At 60.8% G+C, this 21,722-nt stretch carries 28 protein-coding genes and 1 pseudogene; 19 read left to right on the plus strand and 10 right to left on the minus strand.

All coding sequences use genetic code 11. The features are described from left to right. Positions 1-68 precede the first annotated feature (68 nt). From FBY20_RS21895 to FBY20_RS21935, 9 genes and pseudogenes are all read left to right on the plus strand, one after another. Positions 69-278: a hypothetical protein gene (locus FBY20_RS21895; RefSeq protein ID WP_222119278.1), complete on the plus strand. Its 210-nt coding sequence runs from the start codon at positions 69-71 to the stop codon at positions 276-278. Between the two features lie 35 nt (positions 279-313). After that, positions 314-464, plus strand: a pseudogene (locus FBY20_RS28040) (IS5/IS1182 family transposase); the annotation flags it as partial. Positions 465-670: 206 nt separating this feature from the next. Next, complete coding sequence (locus FBY20_RS21900) at positions 671-943, plus strand: hypothetical protein (RefSeq protein ID WP_142054559.1); 273 nt, start codon at positions 671-673, stop codon at positions 941-943. Positions 944-1,041: 98 nt separating this feature from the next. Beyond that, positions 1,042-1,428 (plus strand): hypothetical protein, encoded by a 387-nt coding sequence (locus FBY20_RS21905; protein ID WP_160144427.1) that lies wholly within the window; start codon positions 1,042-1,044, stop codon positions 1,426-1,428. Between the two features lie 302 nt (positions 1,429-1,730). After that, a complete protein-coding gene (locus FBY20_RS21910; RefSeq protein WP_142054563.1) occupies positions 1,731-2,057 on the plus strand; it encodes a hypothetical protein in 327 nt (108 codons plus the stop codon). 1,118 nt (positions 2,058-3,175) lie between these two features. Then, entirely contained in the window at positions 3,176-3,451 is a 276-nt protein-coding gene (locus FBY20_RS21915; protein WP_142054565.1) for a hypothetical protein, read from the plus strand. Positions 3,452-4,718: 1,267 nt separating this feature from the next. Then, positions 4,719-5,030, plus strand: coding sequence for a colicin (locus FBY20_RS21925; protein ID WP_142054569.1), 312 nt, complete (start codon positions 4,719-4,721; stop codon positions 5,028-5,030). A 449-nt stretch (positions 5,031-5,479) separates the two neighbouring features. Continuing rightward, positions 5,480-5,917 (plus strand): hypothetical protein, encoded by a 438-nt coding sequence (locus FBY20_RS21930; RefSeq protein WP_142054571.1) that lies wholly within the window; start codon positions 5,480-5,482, stop codon positions 5,915-5,917. Between the two features lie 131 nt (positions 5,918-6,048). Next, positions 6,049-6,447: a hypothetical protein gene (locus tag FBY20_RS21935; protein ID WP_142054574.1), complete on the plus strand. Its 399-nt coding sequence runs from the start codon at positions 6,049-6,051 to the stop codon at positions 6,445-6,447. A gap of 96 nt (positions 6,448-6,543) precedes the next feature. Here FBY20_RS21935 and FBY20_RS21940 read toward each other — a convergent pair whose 3' ends face one another. Both FBY20_RS21940 and FBY20_RS21945 read right to left on the minus strand, forming a co-directional pair. After that, a complete protein-coding gene (locus tag FBY20_RS21940) occupies positions 6,544-8,202 on the minus strand; it encodes an ABC-F family ATP-binding cassette domain-containing protein (protein WP_142054576.1) in 1,659 nt (552 codons plus the stop codon). A 369-nt stretch (positions 8,203-8,571) separates the two neighbouring features. Then, positions 8,572-9,045, minus strand: a complete 474-nt coding sequence (locus FBY20_RS21945) for an Lrp/AsnC family transcriptional regulator (RefSeq protein WP_056324093.1) — start codon at positions 9,043-9,045, stop codon at positions 8,572-8,574. Positions 9,046-9,153: 108 nt separating this feature from the next. Here FBY20_RS21945 and FBY20_RS21950 point away from each other — a divergent pair, with 108 nt between their 5' ends. Beyond that, a complete protein-coding gene (locus tag FBY20_RS21950; RefSeq protein ID WP_142054578.1) occupies positions 9,154-10,644 on the plus strand; it encodes an aminotransferase class V-fold PLP-dependent enzyme in 1,491 nt (496 codons plus the stop codon). A gap of 60 nt (positions 10,645-10,704) precedes the next feature. Here FBY20_RS21950 and FBY20_RS21955 read toward each other — a convergent pair whose 3' ends face one another. After that, positions 10,705-11,073: a hypothetical protein gene (locus tag FBY20_RS21955; RefSeq protein ID WP_142054580.1), complete on the minus strand. Its 369-nt coding sequence runs from the start codon at positions 11,071-11,073 to the stop codon at positions 10,705-10,707. A gap of 264 nt (positions 11,074-11,337) precedes the next feature. Between FBY20_RS21955 and fmdA the strand changes: the two genes are divergently transcribed. Both fmdA and FBY20_RS21965 read left to right on the plus strand, forming a co-directional pair. After that, the gene (gene fmdA, locus FBY20_RS21960) at positions 11,338-12,567 is read left to right on the plus strand and encodes a formamidase (protein WP_142054586.1); all 1,230 of its coding nucleotides are present in this window, start codon (positions 11,338-11,340) and stop codon (positions 12,565-12,567) included. 9 nt (positions 12,568-12,576) lie between these two features. Next, on the plus strand, positions 12,577-12,909 hold the full coding sequence (locus FBY20_RS21965) for a zinc ribbon domain-containing protein (RefSeq protein WP_142054588.1): 333 nt from the start codon (positions 12,577-12,579) through the stop codon (positions 12,907-12,909). A 66-nt stretch (positions 12,910-12,975) separates the two neighbouring features. On the opposite strand, the gene FBY20_RS21970 is transcribed toward FBY20_RS21965, so the two are convergent. Both FBY20_RS21970 and FBY20_RS21975 read right to left on the minus strand, forming a co-directional pair. Further along, positions 12,976-13,731, minus strand: coding sequence for an ABC transporter substrate-binding protein (locus FBY20_RS21970; protein WP_142054590.1), 756 nt, complete (start codon positions 13,729-13,731; stop codon positions 12,976-12,978). An 81-nt stretch (positions 13,732-13,812) separates the two neighbouring features. Beyond that, on the minus strand, positions 13,813-14,238 hold the full coding sequence (locus FBY20_RS21975; RefSeq protein ID WP_056324109.1) for a copper resistance protein NlpE: 426 nt from the start codon (positions 14,236-14,238) through the stop codon (positions 13,813-13,815). 200 nt (positions 14,239-14,438) lie between these two features. Between FBY20_RS21975 and FBY20_RS21980 the strand changes: the two genes are divergently transcribed. The 7 genes from FBY20_RS21980 to FBY20_RS22010 all read left to right on the plus strand — a co-directional run bounded on the left by FBY20_RS21980 (position 14,439) and on the right by FBY20_RS22010 (position 18,540). Then, positions 14,439-14,918 carry an OsmC family protein gene (locus FBY20_RS21980; RefSeq protein ID WP_056324111.1) on the plus strand — a complete coding sequence of 160 codons (480 nt, stop codon included), beginning with the start codon at positions 14,439-14,441 and terminating at the stop codon, positions 14,916-14,918. Between the two features lie 9 nt (positions 14,919-14,927). Continuing rightward, positions 14,928-15,476, plus strand: a complete 549-nt coding sequence (locus FBY20_RS21985) for a cysteine hydrolase family protein (protein ID WP_056324114.1) — start codon at positions 14,928-14,930, stop codon at positions 15,474-15,476. 5 nt (positions 15,477-15,481) lie between these two features. Then, on the plus strand, positions 15,482-15,706 hold the full coding sequence (locus FBY20_RS21990) for a DUF3820 family protein (RefSeq protein WP_056324642.1): 225 nt from the start codon (positions 15,482-15,484) through the stop codon (positions 15,704-15,706). 153 nt (positions 15,707-15,859) lie between these two features. Beyond that, positions 15,860-16,180, plus strand: a complete 321-nt coding sequence (locus FBY20_RS21995) for a hypothetical protein (RefSeq protein ID WP_056324115.1) — start codon at positions 15,860-15,862, stop codon at positions 16,178-16,180. 76 nt (positions 16,181-16,256) lie between these two features. Beyond that, positions 16,257-17,510 carry an Hsp70 family protein gene (locus tag FBY20_RS22000; protein WP_062840629.1) on the plus strand — a complete coding sequence of 418 codons (1,254 nt, stop codon included), beginning with the start codon at positions 16,257-16,259 and terminating at the stop codon, positions 17,508-17,510. Positions 17,511-17,595: 85 nt separating this feature from the next. Beyond that, the gene (locus tag FBY20_RS22005; RefSeq protein ID WP_062840630.1) at positions 17,596-18,183 is read left to right on the plus strand and encodes an NUDIX domain-containing protein; all 588 of its coding nucleotides are present in this window, start codon (positions 17,596-17,598) and stop codon (positions 18,181-18,183) included. Between the two features lie 24 nt (positions 18,184-18,207). After that, complete coding sequence (locus tag FBY20_RS22010) at positions 18,208-18,540, plus strand: 2Fe-2S iron-sulfur cluster-binding protein (protein ID WP_056324123.1); 333 nt, start codon at positions 18,208-18,210, stop codon at positions 18,538-18,540. On the opposite strand, the gene FBY20_RS22015 is transcribed toward FBY20_RS22010, so the two are convergent. The 5 genes from FBY20_RS22015 to FBY20_RS22035 all read right to left on the minus strand — a co-directional run bounded on the left by FBY20_RS22015 (position 18,521) and on the right by FBY20_RS22035 (position 21,721). Beyond that, the gene (locus FBY20_RS22015; RefSeq protein ID WP_255452442.1) at positions 18,521-19,006 is read right to left on the minus strand and encodes a hypothetical protein; all 486 of its coding nucleotides are present in this window, start codon (positions 19,004-19,006) and stop codon (positions 18,521-18,523) included. The two genes, FBY20_RS22010 and FBY20_RS22015, sit on opposite strands and share 20 nt — an antisense overlap. Further along, a complete protein-coding gene (locus FBY20_RS22020) occupies positions 18,957-19,658 on the minus strand; it encodes a thioredoxin family protein (protein ID WP_142054592.1) in 702 nt (233 codons plus the stop codon). Before FBY20_RS22020 ends, FBY20_RS22015 begins: the two co-directional genes overlap by 50 nt. Before the next feature lie 51 nt (positions 19,659-19,709). After that, positions 19,710-20,159 carry an SRPBCC domain-containing protein gene (locus FBY20_RS22025; RefSeq protein ID WP_142054594.1) on the minus strand — a complete coding sequence of 150 codons (450 nt, stop codon included), beginning with the start codon at positions 20,157-20,159 and terminating at the stop codon, positions 19,710-19,712. Then, positions 20,060-20,497 carry a metalloregulator ArsR/SmtB family transcription factor gene (locus FBY20_RS22030; RefSeq protein WP_056324133.1) on the minus strand — a complete coding sequence of 146 codons (438 nt, stop codon included), beginning with the start codon at positions 20,495-20,497 and terminating at the stop codon, positions 20,060-20,062. Before FBY20_RS22030 ends, FBY20_RS22025 begins: the two co-directional genes overlap by 100 nt. A 72-nt stretch (positions 20,498-20,569) precedes the next feature. Continuing rightward, positions 20,570-21,721 (minus strand): hypothetical protein, encoded by a 1,152-nt coding sequence (locus FBY20_RS22035; RefSeq protein ID WP_142054596.1) that lies wholly within the window; start codon positions 21,719-21,721, stop codon positions 20,570-20,572. Position 21,722: the final 1 nt, after the last annotated feature.

A 21,722-nucleotide genomic window follows, 5' to 3' on the forward strand; every position in this document is an offset into this window, starting at 1 on the left:
ATCGCTTACAGCGGGCATAAGTTGTCACCCAACCTACTAACAACCATATTCCCTGTGCGGACTAGGATGTGAATGTGACAATCGTTCGGAAGGGTTTTGTTGTGTCTGGCGAGTATTCTGGCTGGAAGATTTTTATTGCTGATGACCGAGATGGTGACACAGGTGGTTATTATATTTACCTGAAGAAAAGTGATGTTGAGGGGTTCGATTACTGGTTCGAGAATAAGACCGGACTTCAAGCCCAGCTAGCTGATTTTGAAGTGAGGTGGATGGATTAAGTTGGGTCGGTAAAACGCATGATCGTTGGGAGAAGAAGCGGCGTAGCGCCATCGAACCGACGATCGGACACATTGAGGGTGGCGGCAAGTTCGGCCGGAACCGGCTCACGGGCGCCGGCAGATGCGGTCCATGTCGTTTTGTATGGCGCGGGCCAAAGCATCCGCCTGCTGCTGCGCCGGTTGCGGTTTTCTTTGAGACTTGTTTCTGGTGAGTTGGGCGTGCGGATTTACCGCAAGAGCGGTGTCCGCGATCCGATAGCCACCGGATCACACGTTTATGCTGATGGGAACTCTGGGATTAATTCCACAGGTGTCCCAACCTCCACAATTAAGGTTAATGTTCGTGGTGGGGTGATTCAGACGGCGTTTCCATTCTAATTAGGGAGATAATCATGGCTAACGGTGGGTCTCTAATGGAGCAATTCATCGCTCAGGAATTGAACGCTAGTGTGCGCTCTGTTTTGAATGGGGCGCTTGAAGAAAGGGCACGCTCGGGTGACGTTTTGCTCAGGGAGTTTGAATTTAATTGTTTTGACGTTGTTCTTGATTTCGAGAGAGGGGTAGTTAGGTTGCAGGATGCGCTGTCGTCAGGTGTTGAAAGCTCTACTGAGTTGCCATTATCGGACTTTATTTTTGCATGTGGTTTGCACTTGTTGAAAACGTAGATAAATAGGCCTGGCATGAACGCCCTAAATCGCCACAACCAGCGTCTGGCTGGTTGTGGGATGACAGTGGAACGCCTGGGCCGGCGCTCGCGCGAGCGGTGCTGGATCTGGCGCCGGGAGTGTCAAATGCCAGTGCGCTGTACGAGCTCGTGACGGGGATGACGGCGACCTGTGATGAGGCAAATCGTTATTTTGCTGCACTTGGCCTTCTGCCCGTCGCGGGAGGCATTACCAAGAAGGGCGGACAATCCATTCAGGCATTTGCGGAAGTGCATAAGGTTTTGGATATTACCAAATTGAAATCCGGCGTTATGGGGCAGGCTAAGAGTGCGAAAGGATTTGTTCCTGCGGAGATGTCAGGCCTGGAATTCGAAAAGAAGTCAATCTTAAAGGCTGGCGGGAGTATTGAGATAGCACTTTCTCTAGGCAAAAATTCGATAAAACGGGTGCACTCGTTGATAAAAGATTTGCACAAAGCGACCTAATCGGGAGATATTCTCCGGACGGAAATCTACGTATCGATTGGTATGAAACATCGATTTCAGGGAAAGGGGTGGGAACGGAAAAGATATCTAGAGCGATCGAACTAGCTGGTCCAGACAAGATTAATTCGGTTTCCGCACTTTTGGGTGCAGCGAATGCGGCGGTCTCTAGAGATTCGGTCTCATCCGGAAGTTCGTTGGAACAGGCGGGGTGGCATACTCCGCTCGGAAAATCCGTGAGTAGTTTGGGGTTATAAGTGGTCGAGGTAAATGGGGAAGCGGTTGAGTTTCTTTATAGGTGACATATGAATAAAGTTGCCGCTATTAGGCTCCTTATGGATAAAGGTTTTGTGCGGGATGTGCTGGAGTTAATAGAAGGGGAATCTGAATTTACGTCGGGTGAGTCAGCAGGCGTTCCCGATAATCCGGATTTGAAGAAGCTCTGGGTTATATCGGTGCACCATTTGAGGTTTGTTGTCGAATTTGATCAAGGGGAAAGTTCGGCAGTTAAGGGAGGAAAATTCAGAGCGCCTTTTCCTCGTGAGTTTGAGCAATGGCTTCATGCAGGAGCGCCCGGGGTCGCCAGTGCTGATGTTGATGCTTGTCTGCGGGATCGTTTGCTCTCAACTTAATGTTGATTCTGACGGGCGATTGCCGTGTTGGGTGGGCAGCAAGGGGCATGACGGGAAATGGGTGTCCGGTTCGGAGTTCATCCACGCCAACAGGCTCGCAGCAGTTGCTCGCTGTTGAACGATGTAGGGCTTGAGTTGGTGGTGGATGCTAGCGAGGCGTCTCACCGTGGATTCGCTAACTTTGGGATACTAAGATGAAAAGCCGTTTTATAGATGTTGATTGTTCGGCTTTGTTGACGCCTTCGTTCACGGATGCCGACACTTTCTCGGGACTTATCGAGGATTTTTTGGAAGGCTGGCCCGAATTTCGTCCTGGACACTGGGGGTTCGTAGAGCAAACAGCTTCATCCCGACGAGAAGGAGCTCGCCAAAAGGATTGCAGCTGAGGCACGGGCCCCAGGGTCTGAGCTATACGGTTGAACAGATCGAGGCACAGATGCGACAAATGGATGTTGCCATGCCTAATGGCGAGTCCTACGCGGGTGGACCTGCTGTGGTCGTCGGCTACGAAGGCATAAGCGACAGAGGAGCGAACTTTATCGAGGTCGGCAGAACGCAGAGCGGACAGCCAATCCTCATGGAGTTTGGTTCGCCGGAGTTGGACCGGCAGCTTCAGGGCCGTATTGTTTCCCACGCTAGCGGTGGGACAATTCCGACCGGGCTTTCGTACCCCCTGACGCCGGAATGCATCGATCCAATGGAACGCTTTGGGCTTCCGTTTTTGCAGCATTCCCCGATGGCTCGATATTGCGTAACAGGCGATTGTGCCGCTGGGGCTTCAAAGAAACATGACGGCAGGCGACTTTCTCGATAAGCGGAACGAGAATGCGGACGTCCTGGCGTATCTGGCTAGCGGAATGGGACGAATAGGCGCCGGCATAGAGTCTGCAAGCTATTATTCTGGGACCGCGTCCCCGGCTGTCCGCCTAGTGGGCAGCGAGACAGTCGTTGCGGGCTGAGCGTTTGGAGGACTAGAGCAGATTATGAGGCCTAATTCGCATGCCTACGGAATTTCGGGGTTAATAGATATCGGTGTTCAAACTGCGGGAAAAAGCCGCGCCAAGCGGAACCTTTCTCCTCAACGAACTCGGAGAATACCTAAAATCAAGGTACGCGAAATGAGGCATAAACTTCAGCAATTGTTTAAACGGCATGCTGTCCGCGATGGACACATGCGTTATGGATATATTGTTTTTCTTGTTCTTTTGGGGGGGGCGCTTGTTTTGGCTGATCTGTATCGATGGCATACGGAGTGGTTATATATCTTCGGGCTGGGAATTGCGGCTTTTGGTGGATATTCCGCGCAGGCTTATCTTCTTAAGATTCGTCCCTTTGAGGATCCACCGTATCCTCCGAAATGGTTGGATAAACGAAAAAATGAGGGCGAAAAATAAAATTGATCTTTTTTTATTGGCGTGAATATCGGGCCTACGCCGACCTCACATACCTGATATCGCTGCGCTAGTTTTCCGATCGGTAGTCGTCCAAGGCGCAGATTATTGAAATAAGCATTGCGAACAAGTTGGCGCGAAGCATGCTAAAGCTGTTGACCGAAGAGTATCCAAACCAGTGCGAAAAGCTTGGGGAGATGCGCTTTGCTGAGCCCAGGGATTTATACGGTAAGTAATGCGAGATTCTAGTTCCTGTGCGAGCAGCCGATCACATTGCTGCTGGTATATCTGGAAATTTCGTTGTCGCTACTGAATGGAAAAAATGTTGATTTTTGACTCAATGATTCTTCGATCGTGATGCATCCGCGAATATGGTTATCGATTGATGGCTACCGATGGCCCAGATTCTAGCCAATTCACTGATCGAGTTCGGCCAGACGTATGGTATTGCTGTAATTGTTGATGAGTTCGATCGAATGTGGGGAGTTGGAATCTTGCGAGATTTATGTTCGGCTCCGGTGAGGTGCATAGTTTGGCCCTTTTCAGATTTGTTTAGCCTTCCATAGGACCATTGGTTTATTGGAGGGGTTTTCGAATTTGGGGCATTTTTATGCTAAATAATAACGCGTTAAACTGCCGGGTTTGCGGCTATCGCTCAGATGTTCCATCATGGGGTAATGACGGACTAACGCCACTCTACGACTTTTGCCCTTGCTGTGGCGTTGAGCATGGTTATCAAGATTCGACGAAACATGGTGCCTGTGCGTACAGGAACCATTGGATTTCCAATGGGGCCGAATGGGAAGATCCTGGATCTAAGCCTGACGGCTGGCTCTTGAGTGAGCAATTGGCTAATGTTCCCTCGGATTTTCGGTAGGTGGCCAGAATTGCCCGCTGCGCTGTACATCCGCCGCACGAGTACGTAGGTGCGGCTGCGAGTCGGGGCAAGCTAAGGAATAAAAAACGTGGGCGCCGTCAGTATCACGCGTAGCCTGGGCACCAACAAAAGCAGCAGTGCAACTGATTGCACAGCGTCCAATTGGGTGGAATCCTCGGTTGCAACAGAAAAGAACTTGACCATCGTGTTGCGAGTAGCGGGCATTGACTCGGACTGTATCGTCCCGACTTAGACGCCGCCCCTGACAGCAACGCGGTGCTTAAAGCCGAAGGCGACATCGTGCTGGAGGCCGCTTGAAACGTCTTCGAGCAAAAGGCCACTAAGTGGAGAGCGCATTGTTCGAATAAATCCTTCTGCTGTTGGAGAAAAATAATGAGAACTTTGCCTGATTGGTTGGTTTTATGTGTTTGGCATGCGCTGATAGGTGAGATATATCCAGCAATAAGGGCAATTGCTCTTTCATTATCTGATGATCGAAAATTGTTTATATGTTATTACCTTGATAGACATCCTAAAGAATTTGATTGGGATAGCTTAGAAGTGGTGGCTACGAATATGTCAGCTTCAATTGGTAAGGAAAAAATTAGCCATATTGACATTGAGTGCAAGTTTTCAATGGACCCGATAGGCAGTCTGGATTGTTTTGACGGTTTTGCCTATTGCCGCCGAGAATATGATTTGTAGGCGCAAATGCGACAGATGAAGTTATCACTCAAATCCCCGGCTGAGTTCGAGTATAGATTTTGCCGGTTGCTCCGCAGAAACCAACCAGCTCCTTGATATTGGTATAAGCCAGTATGCCCTCAGGCGACTGGAATGCGTGTTCTGTTCTTAGGTCAGCGACGCGGCCTGATGCGGGACCAGAAGTCGATGGTCAAGCGGCGCAGGTCAGTCTGAAAATGGAAATATCAATGACTCCTGGGTTGCAACCTGGGGCGTTGATGGAGAGCAAAAGATCGTCCCGAACGGGGATGTATCTTCTGAGGTTATTGGGTGAAATAACTCATATTCAATTCTGGCGTGCAGCCGAGGATATGTTTGATGGCTTGGAAAGAAAGGTCTCGAAGTCACTACTTCTCTATTTACGTGAAAAGTGTCGAGCGTAATGGCTAAGGATTGAGCTTGGTGAAAAGATGAGTTTCGGAATTTCCCTTGGACATGAGACTTCGATAAGGTTCGGTGGACTTACGCTGTGGGGTAAAGTAGAAATTGATGAATATACAGAAGATTTTTTGGCTTCTGTTGATTTCTGGTCCAGAGATGATTATTTAAGAAGTTGGAAGAGATCTTTATCTGAAGGCTTGTGTGGTGGTGAGCGTTGCGCATTAATCACATCAATGCATGATCCGGCTTCGTCAAATTTTTTATTCTACTGGGCAATTTATTTTGAGGGAGAAGTTGCATATTTGCAGAATAGCGTTCTGTTTTTGAGCGACCTGGTCGAAGATTTTGACCCAAACTCCATTAATAGATATGTTGCGGCTCGGTTACAGGTCAACGATGATGGCGTGGCTATTTCTCAGTGGAGTGTGAGTCGCAGATCTGTGTTGAGTTTTTATGAAACTCTTTGAAGCAAAGAAACTGAGTTCGCCGTGCTGGACGCCGAAGCGGCACGTCGGATGCGGGCCAGCGGTTTGATGCCCAGCTTTTCGGCGGTGGTATTGGAACCGATAAGTTCAATAATTTCTCTCAGTCCACCAAAATGACCGAGCTTACTGATGGTGCGGGGAAATTGGTATCAGCGTTCCCAGGAGTGCTAAAGAAGCCAATGGAAAGTACATCCGATCAAAAAGTTAGAGAAAGGCTAATTTCGTCGGTCTCGTATGTATTTGGAAACTCAATTATTCGTAATTTTCTTGAGCGGACATTTGGGGTCCTCTCATCCGCCTATGTGCTGGGCCATACTCCGGATCAAGGCGAAGACTTTTGTGTTGTGCTTGTGAATGGATCAACTATTGCCAAATTCGAGCTTTCAAGAAGCTCTAATGCTGAACCCAGAGATTTAGTCACTATCAGCGTTGACGAGTATCGTAAGGCCCTTCGAGGGCGTCAGTCGCAATTAAAGCTGTCTATAGCAATCAAGCTGGCTGCCGGGAGATAAGGCAGGCTTGACGTGCCAGCCGAATATCCGTATCGGTCAACACTGGAGGTAAGGTCTTTTTTGACCATTCCTGCAAATCCCTCATCGGCCGACCCTTCATACCGCAGTCAGCAGCCAGCCTCGAACTCCCCAAACCATTTCATGCGTAGGCGCAATCCCCTCCAAAAACGCCTCATCATGCGACACCACGACCATCGCACCGGGATACCCTCGCAGCGCCTTCTCCATCGCCTCCGCCGACTCAATATCCAAATGATTCGTCGGCTCATCCAGCAGTAGCAACTGCGCAGGCGCTTTCCGCCACAACGCACATGCCAGGGCAGCCTTGAGGCGTTCCCCGCCGCTCAAGGTCCCCGCGGGCGCATTGACCTGCTCAGACCCTAGGCCCAGCAACGCCAACCGACTGCGAAGTTCACCTTCCGATAACGTGGCGCCCAGCACATGCAGCGTCTCCAGCAGGGACTTATCTTCCGGAATGACAGACGCCCGCTGGTCCAGCATGGCGGTCGGCACGCGGACGGCGCAGAGGCCTTCGTGCGGAATCAACTCCCCCGCCAACATCGATAGCAACGCGCTTTTGCCGCAGCCATTCGGCCCGCGAATTGCCAAACGGAAAGGGCCGGACAGGGGCATCGTCAGCGCGCAAGCGTCCGCTGGATAGGGCGGTCTCGCATGCTCCAGATGCAGTACGCGGCGGCCCTGCGGCACCGCTGTTTCGGGCAAAGCTAGTGCGACGTTGGCCGATTGATCAATCTGTGCGGCTGCCTGCCTTACCGCATCATCCAGCGCGGCAACCGCATCCTGCCGCCGCACGTTCTCTCTGCCCGCATGAGCTTGGGCATTCGCCTTCTTCATCCCCAGCAGTATCGGCGCCTGGTTCGCATCCCGGGCCTTGCGGGCGTCGCGGGCGGTACGTTGTTGTTGGGCGTCGTGTTGTTGGCGCAGCGCGCGCAGGGTGGCGGCCCGTTCGTTGCGGGCGTGTGCGAGGGACGCTTCGTTCGCGGCGGTCAAGCGGTCGCGGTGGTCGCGGTAGGCGGAATAGTTGCCGGAATGGGCATTGAGGTTGCCGCGATCCAATTCGACGATGGAGGACATGGCATCGAGCAGTGTCCTGTCATGGCTGACGACAATCAAGCCGCCGCGCCAGGCGGCGATGTGGTCCATGAGCCAGCGGCGGGCGCCTGCGTCCAGGTGGTTGCTGGGTTCGTCCAGCAGCAAGGCGTCGGGGGTTTGCATGAGGGCGCCGGCTAGCGCGACGCGGGTCAGTTCGCCTCCACTGGCGGCCGATGCGGGATGTTCGGGCTGCCACGCAGGTAAGCCCGCGTCGGCAAGCATGCGGGTCCATTCATCTCGGATGCGCCAATTGCCCTCGGCGAGGTCGTAATCCGCTTGGCGGGTGCTGCCGGATTCGATGTTGGACAAGGCGTCAAGAATCGGCGCGATGCCGGCGACGTGGGCCAAGGTGGTGCGGGTGGATCGTAGTTGTTCCTGCGGGACGTAGGCGATGCGGCCGCGACGCACGATGCGGCCGCTTTGTGTGGCGATAACGCCGTGCGCCAATTGCAGCAGCAAGGACTTGCCCGCGCCGTTGCGGCCGATGAGGCCGTGGCGGATGGGGGCGAAGTCGTGGCTGACGTCACGGAGCAGGACGCGGCCGTCTGGCAGCGCATGGCTGACGTGACGCAGGCTGAGGAAAGGCGCCGACGCGGGCGGCTGAAGATGCGCCGGCGCGGGCGCGTGAGAAGACTGGGCCATGGAAAGCTCTCCGGAATCGACAAGGCGCGTTGCGCGTAGCGCAAGCGGTGATCTGGGGGAGGGCTTAGAGGGTCATGGCCGGACGAGTCTCCGCGATGAGGGAATAAGGGAGGTTCGAGCAGTGTGCCGCGGGAAAGTTCCGGGCTGCACGCTGCGAAGCATTTTAACGGGCGGGCGGCACCGTAGGTGCATTGCCGTTTCTACACCGGCAACTGGCAAGCGAAACGCTGGGCCGTTTTGAAAGGGCGGCTGGCATTTAAACCTGTGAACGGTAGGACATAGGCGGCCGTTATTGAAACACATGACCGTTAAGGCTCAAGCAGCCGGTAAAAAAAACATGCGGTCGTCAGCGACGCCGCCCGATTCCCCTCAATCCTCCAGCAGCCGCAAATCCGGCGGCCGGTTTTCGATAATGGCTTCCATGCTGAAGAACCCCGTCACCGTGGACAGCTCAAAATCCGTGATCAGCTTTTGATAGAACCGGTCGTACCCTGCCATGCCGCGGCAGACGACTTTGATCAGGTAGTCCCAATCGCCGCCGATGCGATAGAACTCAGTGACTTCGGGTAGTCGTTCGACGTGCTGGCGGAATCCGTCAGCCCAGGCCTTGGCATGGTGGCTGGTGCGGATCATGACGAAGACGGTCAGATCCAGGCCCAGGGCGACCAGGCTGACCTCTGCGCGCGTGCCGCGAATGATGCCGCAGGCGTTCAAGCGTTGAAGCCTGCGCCAGCACGCGTTCTGGGACAGGCCGACCCGATCGGCTAGCTCGCGCTGCGACAAGGAACCGTCTTTTTGCAGGCAGTTGATGATGCTTAGATCAAGCTTGTCTATTTTTTCCATGGATTCGATCAAATGACCCGTTTATGCAACATATAGGCAAAAAAACGGTGATGTTTCATCTTGGCATCCATCGTATGATATTTCCGAACTTTTCGGATCTATCGCCCCATGAATACGACCCTCGCCGGTGCGCCCGCAGGCGCCCCGGCTTCGCCTTTGCAGCAGTTCCAGGACAGCTTGAAGACTTCCGATATAGCCGCCGCGCTTGCCGACGGGCTTATCGGAAAGGACGCCAGCATTGACGGACCGTTTGGTTCCAAGCCGCTTGTCTACGCCGATTACGTGGCGTCGGGCCGTGCGCTGATTCAGGTCGAGCGCTTTGTCCTGGAACAGGTGCTTCCGTATTACGCCAATTCGCACACCGAAGCCTCGTTCTGCGGCGGCTTCATTACGCGTCTGCGGCGCGAGGCGCGTGCGGCGATTGGCCGCGGTTGCGGGGCGGGCGACGAACACGCGGTGATTTTCTCGGGCTCGGGCGCTACGGCCGGCATCAACCGGCTGGTGAATCTGTTTGGCGTGAAGGCGGCGGTGGCGGCTGGCCGGAAGGTCCGGGTCATTATCGGACCCTACGAACATCATTCGAACATCCTGCCATGGCGCGAATGCGGCGCTGACATCGTCGAACTGGAAGAAAGCGCCGAAGGCGGGCCGGATCTGGCTCAACTGGCTCAAGCGCTGGACGCGCCGGCGGGCGCGCTGGTCGTGTGCGCGCTGTCGGCGGCGTCGAATGTGACGGGCATCGTGGCGGACGTCGAAGGCATCACGCGGCGGGTGAAGGCAGCCGGCGCGAAGATGCTGTGGGACTATGCAGGCGGCGCGCCGTACCTGCCGATCCGCATGTCGCCGGCGCCTGATGCGCAGATCGACGCCATCGTGTTTTCGCCGCACAAGTTCATTGGCGGCCCGGGTGCCTCGGGCGTCCTGATCGTGCGCCGCGATGCGGTGCTGGATACGACGCCGACGTGGCCGGGTGGCGGCACGGTGAAGTTCGTGTCGCCCGTGGGTCATGACTACAGCGGCAGCCTGGAGTCGCGTGAGGAAGCAGGTACGCCGAACGTGGTGGGGGACATCCGCGCCGCGTTGGTGGTGCTGGTCAAGGAAGCATTGGGCGCGGATTTCATGCAGCAGCGCCATGCGCATTTCGTGCAGCGGGCGCTGGCGGCGTGGAAGGGCCCCGAGCGCCTGCAACTGTTGGGGTCGTTGACCGCAAATCGCCTGCCGATCTTTTCTTTCCGGGTGCGCGACGGCAAGGGCGGGTTCGTGCATCAGCAGTTGGTGACGCGGATGCTGAGCGACCGTTTTGGCATTCAGGCTCGTGGCGGATGTGCGTGCGCGGGTCCGTACGTGCATCGTCTGCTGGAAATCGATGACGCGCAGTCTTTGCAGATGCGGCAGGCCATTCTGGATGGCCGGGAAATCGAAAAACCCGGCTTTGTGCGCTTGAACTTCAGTGCGTTGCTGTCGGACGCGAAGGCGGATTTCATTCTGGAATCGGTGTTGGCACTGGCGGCCGACGCCACGGAATACGCGCACCTTTATGGCTTTGATCCCAGCCGCGCCATTTTCTTTCCGCATGACGCCCAAAAGAAGGCGGCTTGACGTGCGCTAGGGGATGACTGCGGTTGCGGCGCTGGAACGGCCGCAACCGCAGGCCCGCGTTCAATTCTTCATGTGCAGGCCGCAGGTTCGGATCCACGACGCCTTCATGTCCGTGAGATCGTCGGACGCGCCCGTCAGCGTGCGCGTGACCTGATCCGAAAACTGCACACCGTCGCGGCGGCAGGCTTCAAAGTCGTCGCTGAGCGCAAAGCGCGCGTCCAGCAGGTCCAGCCGGCCTTGGCAAAGCTCCCGGTTCAATTCCAAATTATTGGCGGCCTCGCGCGTGCGCTGGACGTCTTGCGCCTGTTTGATGCGGGCCAGCTCCGCATCGACGCGCGCGATGCAGCCGTCGTCGGCAAAGGCGGGCGCGCTGGCGCACGCGGTGATGAGTAGTGCGATGCCGAGTAACGGGCGATGGAGTACGGGCATGCTGGAAAACCTTGATGTAGCGCGATGATCGGCTTGCATCATAACTGTTGCTTGATCGGCATTCCTGGCGCGCTGCCCCAGCCATTTGCGGCGCAGGCGTCGTGCACTGTGCAAAAAGCCAGTTTACCGATGTCTCAAACTGTCCTACCGTCGTTTCCAGATCATTGGCTCACGAAGCCCGGGTGTGCGCTTATCGCTTCCATGTAAGCAGCCAGCGGTCAACCCTTCTGTTTTATCAACGCTTTACGACGGAGATGAAAGAGAATGACCAACACGCTTATCAGTGTCGATCTGGAACAATCCCCCTACGACAACAAGCAGATCCATAACCGCTGGCATCCGGATATTCCGATGGCGGTGTGGGTCAAGCCCGGGGACGATTTCATTTTGGAAACCTACGACTGGACGGGCGGCGCGATCAAGAATGATGACAGCGCCGACGATGTGCGGGATGTGGATCTGTCCACCGTGCACTTTCTGTCCGGGCCCGTGGGCGTGGAGGGCGCGGAGCCGGGGGACCTGCTGGTGGTCGACCTGCTGGATATCGGCGCCAAGTCCGACAGCCTGTGGGGGTTCAATGGGTTTTTCAGCCGCAACAATGGCGGCGGGTTTCTGACGGATCATTTTCCGCATGCGCAGAAATCCATTTGGGATTTTCACGGCATGTTCACGTCGTCGCGGCATATTCCGGGCGTGAGCTTCGCGGGTCTGATTCATCCGGGACTGATCGGGTGCCTGCCGGACCGCAAGCTGCTGGACGAATGGAACCGGCGTGAGCAGGCGCTGATCGATACCAATCCGAATCGCGTGCCGCCGTTGGCCAATCCGCCTGCGCCCAAGACCGCGCACATGGGCGCGTTGCAGGGCGCGGACCGCGATCGCGCGGCGGGCGAGGGGGCGCGCACGGTTCCGCCGCGCGAGCATGGCGGCAATTGCGACATCAAGGACCTGTCGCGCGGGGCGCGGGTGTTTTTTCCTGTGTATGTGAAGGGCGGCGGGTTGTCGGTGGGCGATCTGCATTTTTCGCAGGGCGACGGCGAGATCACGTTCTGCGGCGCGATCGAAATGGCCGGCTGGGTGCACATGCGCGTGTCGCTGATCAAGGGCGGCATGGACAAGTATGCGATCCGCAATCCGATCTTCAAGCCCAGTCCAATCACGCCGGCCTACAAGGACTTTCTGATTTTTGAAGGCATTTCGGTCGATGAGGCTGGCAAGCAGCATTACCTGGACGTGAACGTGGCCTACCGGCAGGCGTGCCTGAACGCCATCGAATACCTGAAGAAGTTCGGCTATTCGGGGGCGCAGGCCTATTCGCTGCTGGGTTGCGCGCCGGTGCAGGGGCACATCAGCGGCGTGGTCGACATTCCCAATTCGTGCGCGACGCTCTGGTTGCCGACGGAGATTTTCGATTTCGACATTCAGCCGTCGGCCAGCGGACCGGTCAAGCACATCAAGGGCGACGTCGATATGCCGCTGTCGCGCGATTTGTAGGAGACGACGATGCCGATGTATGACTATGCCTGCGCGGATTGCGGCGAGTTTGCCGTGTTGCGGTCCTTGGCGCAGTGGCGGGATCCGGCCGCATGCCCGCAGTGTGGGGTGCCGTCGGGCCGCATCGTGGCGGGTGCACCGGCGGTGTCTGCGCTGTCCTCGGCGATGAACCGGGCGCACGCGGCCAATGAACGCAGCGCCAACGAGCCGCGCAGCACGCGGGCGGGGCACGGCATGAACTGCGGGTGCTGCAGCGGCGGGCGTTCGCGGGGCCGGACGCGCACGTCGGGCGATGGCGCAAAATCATTCGCGGGCGCAAGGCCCTGGATGATCAGCCACTAGCCCGATCGCCGCCGGCCGGGCCGCTGTTCGAAGACGCCCGGCCGTGCGGCGTTCCCGCGCCTACGACTAGGTCTGCGACTGCGCGGCCGGTTCCAGCGGCGCCACGGCGGCGCCCTGGATTTGGTGGCGCGCCAGCGCCTCGGCGACGAAGCCGGATTTCTTCATGGCTTCGACGAAGGCCGACAGGTAGGCGCTGGCCTTGTCGCCGCGGCGCTTGGGCACGCCCATGGCCTGGCGGATCAGCATGAAATGGCCGTCCAGAAGGCGCAAGCCGCCCAGACGTTGCGCGTCGGCTTCGAGCTGCTGTTTGACGCCTGCGGCAACTTCCATGTTTTCCTTCAAGAAGGTGTCGACGACGGCGGGCGAGGTGGGGGCGCGAAAGATCTCCGCCTGCTTGAGTTCGCGCGTCAGGTACAGGTCATAGGCGCTGCCCTTGCCGACGACGACGCGCTGGCCCGCACGGTCAACTTCGTCCATGGCGGCAATCGGCGAGTCCTGGCGGACGAGGTACGCGCCTTCGATGACGACATACGGCGCCGTGAAGGCGATCTGCTCGCCACGCAGCGGGTCGATCGCGAAAAAGCCGACGTCGGCCTGTTCGGCGGCCACCGCGCTGACGGATTCGCCCGCCGATTTGAAGACGACGAGTTCCAGTGTCACGCCCAGCCGGCGCGCAAGTTCGGTCGCCAGGTCTACCGACACGCCGCCAGGTTGGCCAGTGGCGGGGTCGGCGTTCGCGAGAATGGGATTGCCCAGGTTGATGGACGCGCGCAGCACGCCCGTGGGGGCGAAGGCAGACAGCAGTTCGTGATCGGTCTTCATGGCTTCCTTGCGGGAGGGGACGCGCCGCCGGGCGCGGTCGATGCCAGAGGATAGCCCCAAAGCCCGCAGCGGCGCGATGCCTTATTGCGCGCGGCGCAGCACGTAATGACCCGCGAGCGGTCCGGTGGGACGCGTGCCGTCGCGGTACAGCATCGTTACCTGGTTCTCGCCGACGAAGTAACGCTGGCTGTCGCCCGCGGCGTCCAGACGGATCGTGCTGCCGTCGGACTCCCAGCTGAAGGTGCCCGACACGACTTCGGGCTGGGGCTGGCGGTCGAGATACTGCGTCAGCTTCTCGTAGCGGCCGTCCTTCATGAGCGTCAGGCGCGTGCGGATGCCGGGGCAATCGGCGCAGGGCAGCACGCCTTCATAGCTGCCCGGCCAATCCAGGGAATTGCGAGCGGTGTGGTTGTCCACCGGCACGGAGCGGGCGGTGATCGGCTTGGACGGGGCGCAGCCCGCAAGCAGCGCAAGACTCAGGGTGCAGGTCAGGGTGGTTTTCATCATGGCGAGCTCCTGTGTGACGGCCTGACGGACGGCCAGACGAGTTTTCACGATACGGACAGTAACTGTCCGATGCTGAAACGGGATGTAAGACCGCAGCGCCGCCAGTTTGGCCAACCGGGACAAGCAGGCCTGCGCTAAGCTCGGCGTTCCTTGCGCGGGAGGCGGCATCGGGCTGCCGGCGCAGCGATAGGGCGACAGGCATGAAAGGCGAACACCATTACAAAGTTTCTGTCGAATGGACCGGCAACACCGGCGCCGGCACGGCCGGCTACGCGGCCTATTCTCGAGACCACCTGATCCGGGCCGCAGGCAAGCCCGACGTGCCCGGATCGTCGGACCCGGCCTTTCGCGGCGACCCCGCGCGCTGGAATCCCGAGGACATGATGGTGGCCTCGTTGTCGGCCTGCCACAAGCTCTGGTATCTGCACTTTTGCGCGGTCGAAGGCGTGACCGTGCAGGCCTACCGGGACGAGGCCGAAGGCGTCATGGTGGAGGACCCGAAGCGCGGCGGCGCGTTTGCCTCGGTCACGCTCAAACCCCAGGTCACGATCGCGGCGGGCGGCGACGCCGCGTTGGCGCAAGCGCTGCACGAGCGCGCGCACCATTTCTGCTTCATTGCCAATTCCGTGAATTTTCCGGTACGGTGCGAGCCACGCATCGTGATCCAGTCTGCCTCCTGACCACATTCCATGAATACCGCTCTTATCGTGATCGACGTGCAGCGCGCGTTGTTCGAAACCTCGCCGCCGCCTTTCGAGGCCGAGCAGGTGCTGTCGCGCATCAACGCGCTGGCCGCACGCGCCCGCTCGGCCGGCGTGCCGGTTATCTATGTTCAGCATGAAAGCCCCGGCTCGGACCTTGCGCATGGCGCGCCGGGATGGGATCTGGACACGCGCCTGGCGACCTCCGCGCAAGACATCCGCATCCGCAAGACGACGCCGGATTCGTTTCTGCGCACGGATCTGGCGCTTGTGCTGGCGGACCGGGGCGTAACGCAACTAGTTGTATGCGGCTACGCCACGGAGTTCTGCGTGGACACCACAGTGCGGCGCGCGGCGGGGCTGGGCTTGCCCGTGACGCTGGCGGCCGATGCGCACACCACGCACGACAAGCCGCACGCGGATGGCGCGCAGATCCGGGCGCACCACAACGCGACGCTGCCGGACATTTCGAGCTTTGGCGTGAAGATCGCCGCGGTGCCGTCCGCCGAACTCTTTGCCGGCGGCGGGCCGCGATGAACGTGATGGACCCGGCACTGCTGTCGCTGCTGGTCACGCGCGACATGCCCTTCGGCAAATACAAGGGGCGGCTGATTGCCGATCTGCCGGGGCCTTATCTGGCGTGGTTTGCGCGCAAGGGCTTTCCGCCTGGAGAGCTGGGGCGCCTGTTGGCGCTGATGCACGAACTGGACCATAACGGGCTGTCGTCGCTGCTGGATCCGTTGCGCCAATCGCGGCGCCCATCTTGAGGGCAATCCGGCAAGCGGGGCTGACCGGAAATGCGAGGAAACAACTGGCGGCTTCCGTGTAGCGTCTTGGCACGACGCGGGCGCCACGCCGCGTAATACGATAGGGTCGCAGCCGGCCATCGGACCGGGCGCTGACTTATCGAAGAGGTTTCCATGAACAAACACCACGTCTCTGCCTTCCTGCTTGCTGCCCTGTGCGCGGCGGGCGCCGCCCAAGCCCAGAACGCCGTGCCCGGCACGACGCAGGAAATGCAGTTTCCGTCCAGCCAGGGCAGCCTGTCGCCGCCGTCGACGCTGCGCATGACGGTCACGCCCGAGACGCCGCCGGTGGTGATCCGCGATACGCCGCAAAGCCAGGCCGAATTCCAGCGCTGCCGCACGGTGTCTGACCGTGCCGCCACGTCGCGCACGCAGATGCAGGCCGGCCTGGAGCAGTGCCTGCGCGAACTGGAGCAGCGCCGCCAGCAGCAATAGAAGCGGGTGGGAATCCAGGGCCGGAGCCAGAGCGGGTACACTTGTGCGCCGTTTTGCTCTAAGCGCCTGAATTCCCATGATTTCCACCGCCTGCGGCGTCGACTTCGGCACCTCCAATTCCACCGTCGGCTGGAGCCGTCCCGACCAACATGCGCTCCTGACGCTGGAAGACGGCAAGACCACCTTGCCGTCGGCCATCTTCTTTCATGACGAAGACGCCGAGGTCAGCTATGGCCGGGCGGCCATCTCCGACTACCTGGCTGGCTACGACGGGCGCCTGATGCGCTCGATGAAGAGCCTGCTGGGCAGCTCGCTCATCGACGGCTCGACCGAAGTGCAGGGCCGCTCCATTCCGTTCCGTGTGCTGTTGACGCGCTTTATCGCCGAATTGAAGGCGCGCGCCGAAACGGCCGCCGGGCGCGGCTTTACCCGCGCCGTGCTGGGCCGTCCCGTGTTCTTCGTGGACGACCATCCCGCCGCCGACCAGACGGCGCAGGACACGCTGGAAGAGATCGCACGCAGCGTGGGCTTTACCGACATTGAATTTCAGTTCGAGCCGCTGGCGGCCGCGTTCGACTACGAGTCGCAGATCAGCCGTGAAGAACTGGTGCTGGTGATCGACATTGGCGGGGGTACGTCGGACTTTTCGCTGATCCGGCTGGGACCGGACCGTGCGGCCAAGCCCGACCGCCGCGACGACATCCTGGCCTATGGCGGCGTGCACATCGGCGGGGTCGATTTCGACAAGCAGCTGAGCCTGGCGCACGTGATGCCGCTGCTGGGCCTGGGCAGCCAGCTGCGCAGCGGCAAGGACGTGCCGTCGACGCAGTACGGCAATCTGGCCTGCTGGCACACCATCAACCAGGCCTACACGCGCAAGGCGGCCGAGCACTTTGCCTACATCCGCGCCGAGGCCGGCGACCGCCAGAAGATCGACCTGCTGCTGAACCTGGTCAAGGAGCGTGCGGGCCACTGGGTGGCGGTGCAGGTCGAGGAAGCCAAGATCGCGCTGTCGGACGCGCCCGCCACGCGTATCGACCTGTCGCGCGTCTCGCCGGACCTGGGCGTCGAGGTGACGCGCCCGTCGTTCGACGCATGCGTGGGGCGGTTGATCGACAAGGTCGAGACCACCGTGGGCCAGCTGCTGCGTGATGCAGGCGTGTCCACGGCGGACGTGGACACCGTGTTCTTTACCGGGGGCTCCAGCCGCGTGCCGCGCCTGCGCGAAAGCGTGTCCCGGCTGGTGCCCGAGGCGCGCAGCGTGGAAGGCGATTTGTTTGGCAGCATCGGGGCAGGCCTCGCGCTGGACGCGGCGCGCAAGTTCGGCTGACCGGTGGCCGGCGGGGCGATGGTAAGCTGCCAGGCGTGCCTCGCACGGCCAACCGCCCCATCCTGTCCATGATCCAGACGTCCTCATGACCCGACCCGCCGATACCCATCTCGTCGAAACGCTGCTCGCGAGCGAGGCGCCGTATGACGGCAGCTTCCTGAAGATCCGCCGCGACACCGTCAGCCTGCCCAATGGCCACACCGGCATCCGCGAGTACGTGGTGCACCCGGGCGCGGTGGTGGTGATTCCGCTGCTGGACGACGGCCGGGTGCTGCTCGAGCGCCAGTTCCGTTATCCCATCGGGCGCGTCATGACGGAGTTTCCGGCCGGCAAGCTGGACCCGGGCGAGGATCCGCTGGTATGCGCCAAGCGCGAATTGCTAGAGGAAACGGGCTATACGGCCGCCCAATGGGCCCATGCCGGCGCCTTGCATCTGGCGATCGCCTATTCCACCGAAATTATTCACATCTTCTTTGCGCGCGGCCTGCAGGCGGGGGAACGCCAGCTCGACCAGGATGAATTCCTGGACGTGATCAGCACGCGCCCCGAAGACTTGATCGCCGCCTGCAGCCAGGGCGAGGTCACGGACGCCAAGACCCTGACCTGCGTGCTGTGGATGCAGAACGTGCTGTCCGGCGCCTGGAAGCTGGACTGGCAGGACAACGCCGCCTGAACGGCGGCCGCCGTCCCGACGCCCATGTCCTCGTACCCCGTTCTTGTCCAGCCGGCAGGCCTGCGCTTTGAGGCGCCCGCCGGCACGTCCGTGCTGCTGGCCGCGCAGGCGGCGGGCATCAAGCTGCCCAGTTCGTGCCGCAATGGCACGTGCCGTGCCTGCATGTGCCTGCTGGTCGAGGGATCGGTCGTGTATGGCGTCGAATGGCCTGGCCTGTCGCGGGACGAAAAAGAAGAGGGCTGGATCCTGCCGTGCGTGGCGCAGGCGACGTCCGCGCTGGAGATCCAGGCGCCCGGCGCGGCGCCAATCGAGGCGCGGCCGCCCGCCGTCCGCCCGCTTACCGGCGCCAGGCGTTGAGCGCGGCCACCGGCAGCAGCGCGGCGGCCATGCCGGCGGTCATGCCCAACACCATTCCCCAAAAAGGTGCGGTTCCCAGCGCCTGCGCCGTTTGAACGCCCAGGCGCGCGCCCAGCACCATTCCGATCGCCATCAGGATCAGGCATAGCAGGCGGCTTGCCAGCGGCGTTTTTGCCCCCGGACGCCGGGACCAGGGAAGCCAGGACCAAGGCAGCAGCGCTGCCGGCGCCATCGCGGCGGAACTGGCGGGCATCAGCGCCGCGTGCCGCCATGCCAGTTGCGCCAGGGTGCCCGGCGCACCGCATTCGCTGGCCAGCAGCGCGGCAGGCGTGCGCCATGTGTCCACGACCAGTCCGGCGCCCATGGCCGCCAGGCAGGCCAGCCAGAGGCGCGCCATGCCGGCCGTGGCCGGCGGCTTAGCGCTGGCCGTGGCAGGCGTGGCGGGGGACGTCGCCGTATTGGTCATGGTGGCGCACCCAGTCGCGTACGTCGAAATACGGGCCGTTTTCATTGCGGCCCAGCGGCGCGATGTCCAGATAGTTGTACGCGCCGGCCAGCCGCTCCACGCCGCGTTCGAAGGCCGAGTAGGTGTGGAAGATCTCGCCGTCGGGATCACGGAAGAAGGCGCTGGCTCCAGGACGTTCCTCGACCGTGCCATCCGCCTGCGGCACGGACGCACCGAAATCGAAGTTGAAGTCGCCGTCCGCCGAGGAATACCAGTCAAATGCCCAGCCCATGCGGACCTTGAACGCGGCCAGCCGGGAATACGGCGCGCGCGAGACGGCCACCACCGACACGTCGTGGTGCCGCAGATGCAGGAGCGCGCTGTCCAGGTGGTCTGCCAGCAGCGAGCAACCCACGCAGCCTTCCTCCCAGTCCGGACCAAACATGAAGTGATAGACGATGAGCTGGCGCTTGCCGTGAAAGAGGGTCTGCAGGCGCTGCGGCCCCTGCGCGCCTTCGAACAGGTAGGGCTTGTCCACCTGCACCCACGGCAAGGCCATGCGGTCGCGCGTCAGGGCGTCGGTGGCGCGGGTCAGTTCCTTTTCGCGCCGCAAGAGCGTCTCGCGCGCTATATGCCATTCGTTGCGGGATACGACGGGATGATCGGTTTGCATCGTACGTCTCCTCTTCGTGCCGGGCGCGTTCGCCCGGGCTGGGGTTCAGCGTCAGGCCGCGCCGGCCAGGTGATTGGCCAGCCGGTCCAGGGCGCCCGACCAGCCGTCTTCGTGGCCGTCGCGCGTGGCTTCGTCGACGAAGGGCGTCTGCAGGAAGGCAAGTTCGGTGCCGGCGCCCGCCGCCGTGAATTCCAGGGTGATCAACGAGACTTCCTGCGGGGTGTCGCGCCACGCCCAGGTGAACACCAGGCGGCGATGCGGCGCGACCTCCTGATAGCGGCCGCTGGCGTAGTGCTCCGCGCCGTCGGCGGTGACGAAGCCCACTTGATAGGCGCCGCCCGCCCGCACGTCGGTTTCGGCCAGCAGCACGCGCTGCGTGCCTGCCGGGCCGAACCAGCGCATCAGCGCTTGCGGGTCCGTCCAGGCTCGCCAGACACGTTCGACGGGGGCGTCAAAGCGTCGCTGGAGCCGCAACTCGATGGGGGAGAGTCGGTTTTCCATGGATGGATTTCCTCTTCGTGATACAGGTATCGCGCCAGCGAATCCAGTTGGCCCGTCCAGAACTTCTCGTAGCGCGCCAGCCAGTTGGCGGCGTCGCCCAGGGGCTTGGCCGACAGCGTGCAGCTTACGACCCGGCCGTCCTTGGCGCGCGCGATGAGTCCGGCGTCTTCCAGCACCCGCAGGTGTTTCATGAAAGCGGGCAGGGACATGGCATGCGGCTGGGCCAGCGTGCTGACCGAGGCAGTGCCGTTTTCCAGGTCGGCCAGCACCCGGCGCCGCGTGCCATCGGCCAGCGCGGAGAAGATGGCATCGAGCGCGTCATCATTTAACTTAACCATAAGGTTAAGTTTTAGGCCTGCCACGAACGCCTGTCAAGGCGGGAGGCTGCGGAATTTCCCTAGGGGGAGCGCTTATTTGGCGCGAGGCTTGATGATGTCGCAGGCCGCGGCGGTGCGGCTAGCCTGGGCGTCGCCGCCCAGCAGCGCCCGAACGCCACAGATCGACCCGAACATGCGCTTGCCGTCGTGGCCGACGCCGCCGACTTCGAAGGCGGTGTGGCGCAGGGTGACGGGCTTGCCGCCGCGCGCGGCCAGTACGTGTTCGTACTGGACGTAGCCCGTGCCGCGCGCCAGCCGGGTGGCACCCTGGGCTTCGGCGCCGCAGGCCTTGTCCAGCAGGCGGTGTTCGGGGTTGTTGTCGGCGCCGCCCAGCAGGTAGACCACATCGCGCGCGGCGTAGCGCACGAAGAGCGTGGCGTCGTCGGTTTCGCGGGCGTAGGCGGGCAGCTTGTCGGTGCCGTACTTGTACTGGTTGTAGGTCGGGCAGATGCCGCGCTCGTACGGCGCATAGCCCTTGCCGTCGGCGCGGGGCCGTTCGTTGGTCAGGTACAGGTAGGACGACGGATTGGCAATCACGTAGCGCAGCGTGAGGCCGTCGCGGCGCAGTGCGCCATCCAGATTGTTCAGCACCGCGTACCGGTGCACCAGTTGTGCGCCGGCGGAATGGCCGGCCAGCACCAGCCCGGTCAGCGACGGTAGCCGTTTGCGGTCGTTCAGGCTGCGCAGCAAATCATCCAGGACCTGGAACGAGGCGACGGGGGCGGGGCGGCCGGCGGCCTGGACACTTTCCTGGCCGTCTTCCCAGCTGGCCTTGCGCCAGGCGGCCATGCCGGCAAACCCGGAGTCGATGGAGCCGGAAAACCGGGGGGCGAGCACCAGCGTGTCGCCGGCGCGCGCCGGGTCGGCGGCGACCAGGGCCGCGGCGGTCTCAAAGTATTGATCGGCGTCGCGCTTGACGCCGTGGATGACGATGAGCACCTGCTTGATGCCGCGCAGATCGTCCTTGGTCAGGTCGCGGTTGGCGTAGACCGGCATCTTGTACCGGTGGCCGGGCCGACCCAGTTCAACGGTCTGCCAGCGCAGCGGCGCCGCGCGCTTGGGCGCGGGCGTGGCTTCGTCGTAGTCGTAAGGGTCCGGCAGCGGCGTCTGGGCGTGCGCGCTGGCAAATGCCAGCACGGCGGCCACCGCCAGCGCGGCAGGCAGGAGGGCAGGCGCGCGGCGCATG

It is taken from the genome of Achromobacter sp. SLBN-14 (assembly GCF_006715415.1).
GTDB classification, from domain to species: Bacteria; Pseudomonadota; Gammaproteobacteria; order Burkholderiales; family Burkholderiaceae_B; genus Achromobacter; species Achromobacter mucicolens.

Bases quoted from the DNA above. Each gene is read 5' to 3' on its own strand.
- FBY20_RS21900 (WP_142054559.1), top strand. From the start codon at position 671: ATGGCTAACGGTGGGTCTCTAATGGAGCAATTCATCGCTCAGGAATTG.
- FBY20_RS21910 (WP_142054563.1), top strand. From the start codon at position 1,731: ATGAATAAAGTTGCCGCTATTAGGCTCCTTATGGATAAAGGTTTTGTG.
- FBY20_RS21915 (WP_142054565.1), top strand. From the start codon at position 3,176: ATGAGGCATAAACTTCAGCAATTGTTTAAACGGCATGCTGTCCGCGAT.
- FBY20_RS21925 (WP_142054569.1), top strand. From the start codon at position 4,719: ATGAGAACTTTGCCTGATTGGTTGGTTTTATGTGTTTGGCATGCGCTG.
- FBY20_RS21930 (WP_142054571.1), top strand. From the start codon at position 5,480: ATGAGTTTCGGAATTTCCCTTGGACATGAGACTTCGATAAGGTTCGGT.
- FBY20_RS21935 (WP_142054574.1), top strand. From the start codon at position 6,049: ATGACCGAGCTTACTGATGGTGCGGGGAAATTGGTATCAGCGTTCCCA.
- FBY20_RS21940 (WP_142054576.1), bottom strand. From the start codon at position 8,202: ATGGCCCAGTCTTCTCACGCGCCCGCGCCGGCGCATCTTCAGCCGCCC.
- FBY20_RS21945 (WP_056324093.1), bottom strand. From the start codon at position 9,045: ATGGAAAAAATAGACAAGCTTGATCTAAGCATCATCAACTGCCTGCAA.
- FBY20_RS21950 (WP_142054578.1), top strand. From the start codon at position 9,154: ATGAATACGACCCTCGCCGGTGCGCCCGCAGGCGCCCCGGCTTCGCCT.
- FBY20_RS21955 (WP_142054580.1), bottom strand. From the start codon at position 11,073: ATGCCCGTACTCCATCGCCCGTTACTCGGCATCGCACTACTCATCACC.
- fmdA (WP_142054586.1), top strand. From the start codon at position 11,338: ATGACCAACACGCTTATCAGTGTCGATCTGGAACAATCCCCCTACGAC.
- FBY20_RS21965 (WP_142054588.1), top strand. From the start codon at position 12,577: ATGCCGATGTATGACTATGCCTGCGCGGATTGCGGCGAGTTTGCCGTG.
- FBY20_RS21970 (WP_142054590.1), bottom strand. From the start codon at position 13,731: ATGAAGACCGATCACGAACTGCTGTCTGCCTTCGCCCCCACGGGCGTG.
- FBY20_RS21975 (WP_056324109.1), bottom strand. From the start codon at position 14,238: ATGATGAAAACCACCCTGACCTGCACCCTGAGTCTTGCGCTGCTTGCG.
- FBY20_RS21980 (WP_056324111.1), top strand. From the start codon at position 14,439: ATGAAAGGCGAACACCATTACAAAGTTTCTGTCGAATGGACCGGCAAC.
- FBY20_RS21985 (WP_056324114.1), top strand. From the start codon at position 14,928: ATGAATACCGCTCTTATCGTGATCGACGTGCAGCGCGCGTTGTTCGAA.
- FBY20_RS21990 (WP_056324642.1), top strand. From the start codon at position 15,482: ATGGACCCGGCACTGCTGTCGCTGCTGGTCACGCGCGACATGCCCTTC.
- FBY20_RS21995 (WP_056324115.1), top strand. From the start codon at position 15,860: ATGAACAAACACCACGTCTCTGCCTTCCTGCTTGCTGCCCTGTGCGCG.
- FBY20_RS22000 (WP_062840629.1), top strand. From the start codon at position 16,257: ATGATTTCCACCGCCTGCGGCGTCGACTTCGGCACCTCCAATTCCACC.
- FBY20_RS22005 (WP_062840630.1), top strand. From the start codon at position 17,596: ATGACCCGACCCGCCGATACCCATCTCGTCGAAACGCTGCTCGCGAGC.
- FBY20_RS22010 (WP_056324123.1), top strand. From the start codon at position 18,208: ATGTCCTCGTACCCCGTTCTTGTCCAGCCGGCAGGCCTGCGCTTTGAG.
- FBY20_RS22015 (WP_255452442.1), bottom strand. From the start codon at position 19,006: ATGACCAATACGGCGACGTCCCCCGCCACGCCTGCCACGGCCAGCGCT.
- FBY20_RS22020 (WP_142054592.1), bottom strand. From the start codon at position 19,658: ATGCAAACCGATCATCCCGTCGTATCCCGCAACGAATGGCATATAGCG.
- FBY20_RS22025 (WP_142054594.1), bottom strand. From the start codon at position 20,159: ATGGAAAACCGACTCTCCCCCATCGAGTTGCGGCTCCAGCGACGCTTT.
- FBY20_RS22030 (WP_056324133.1), bottom strand. From the start codon at position 20,497: ATGGTTAAGTTAAATGATGACGCGCTCGATGCCATCTTCTCCGCGCTG.
- FBY20_RS22035 (WP_142054596.1), bottom strand. From the start codon at position 21,721: ATGCGCCGCGCGCCTGCCCTCCTGCCTGCCGCGCTGGCGGTGGCCGCC.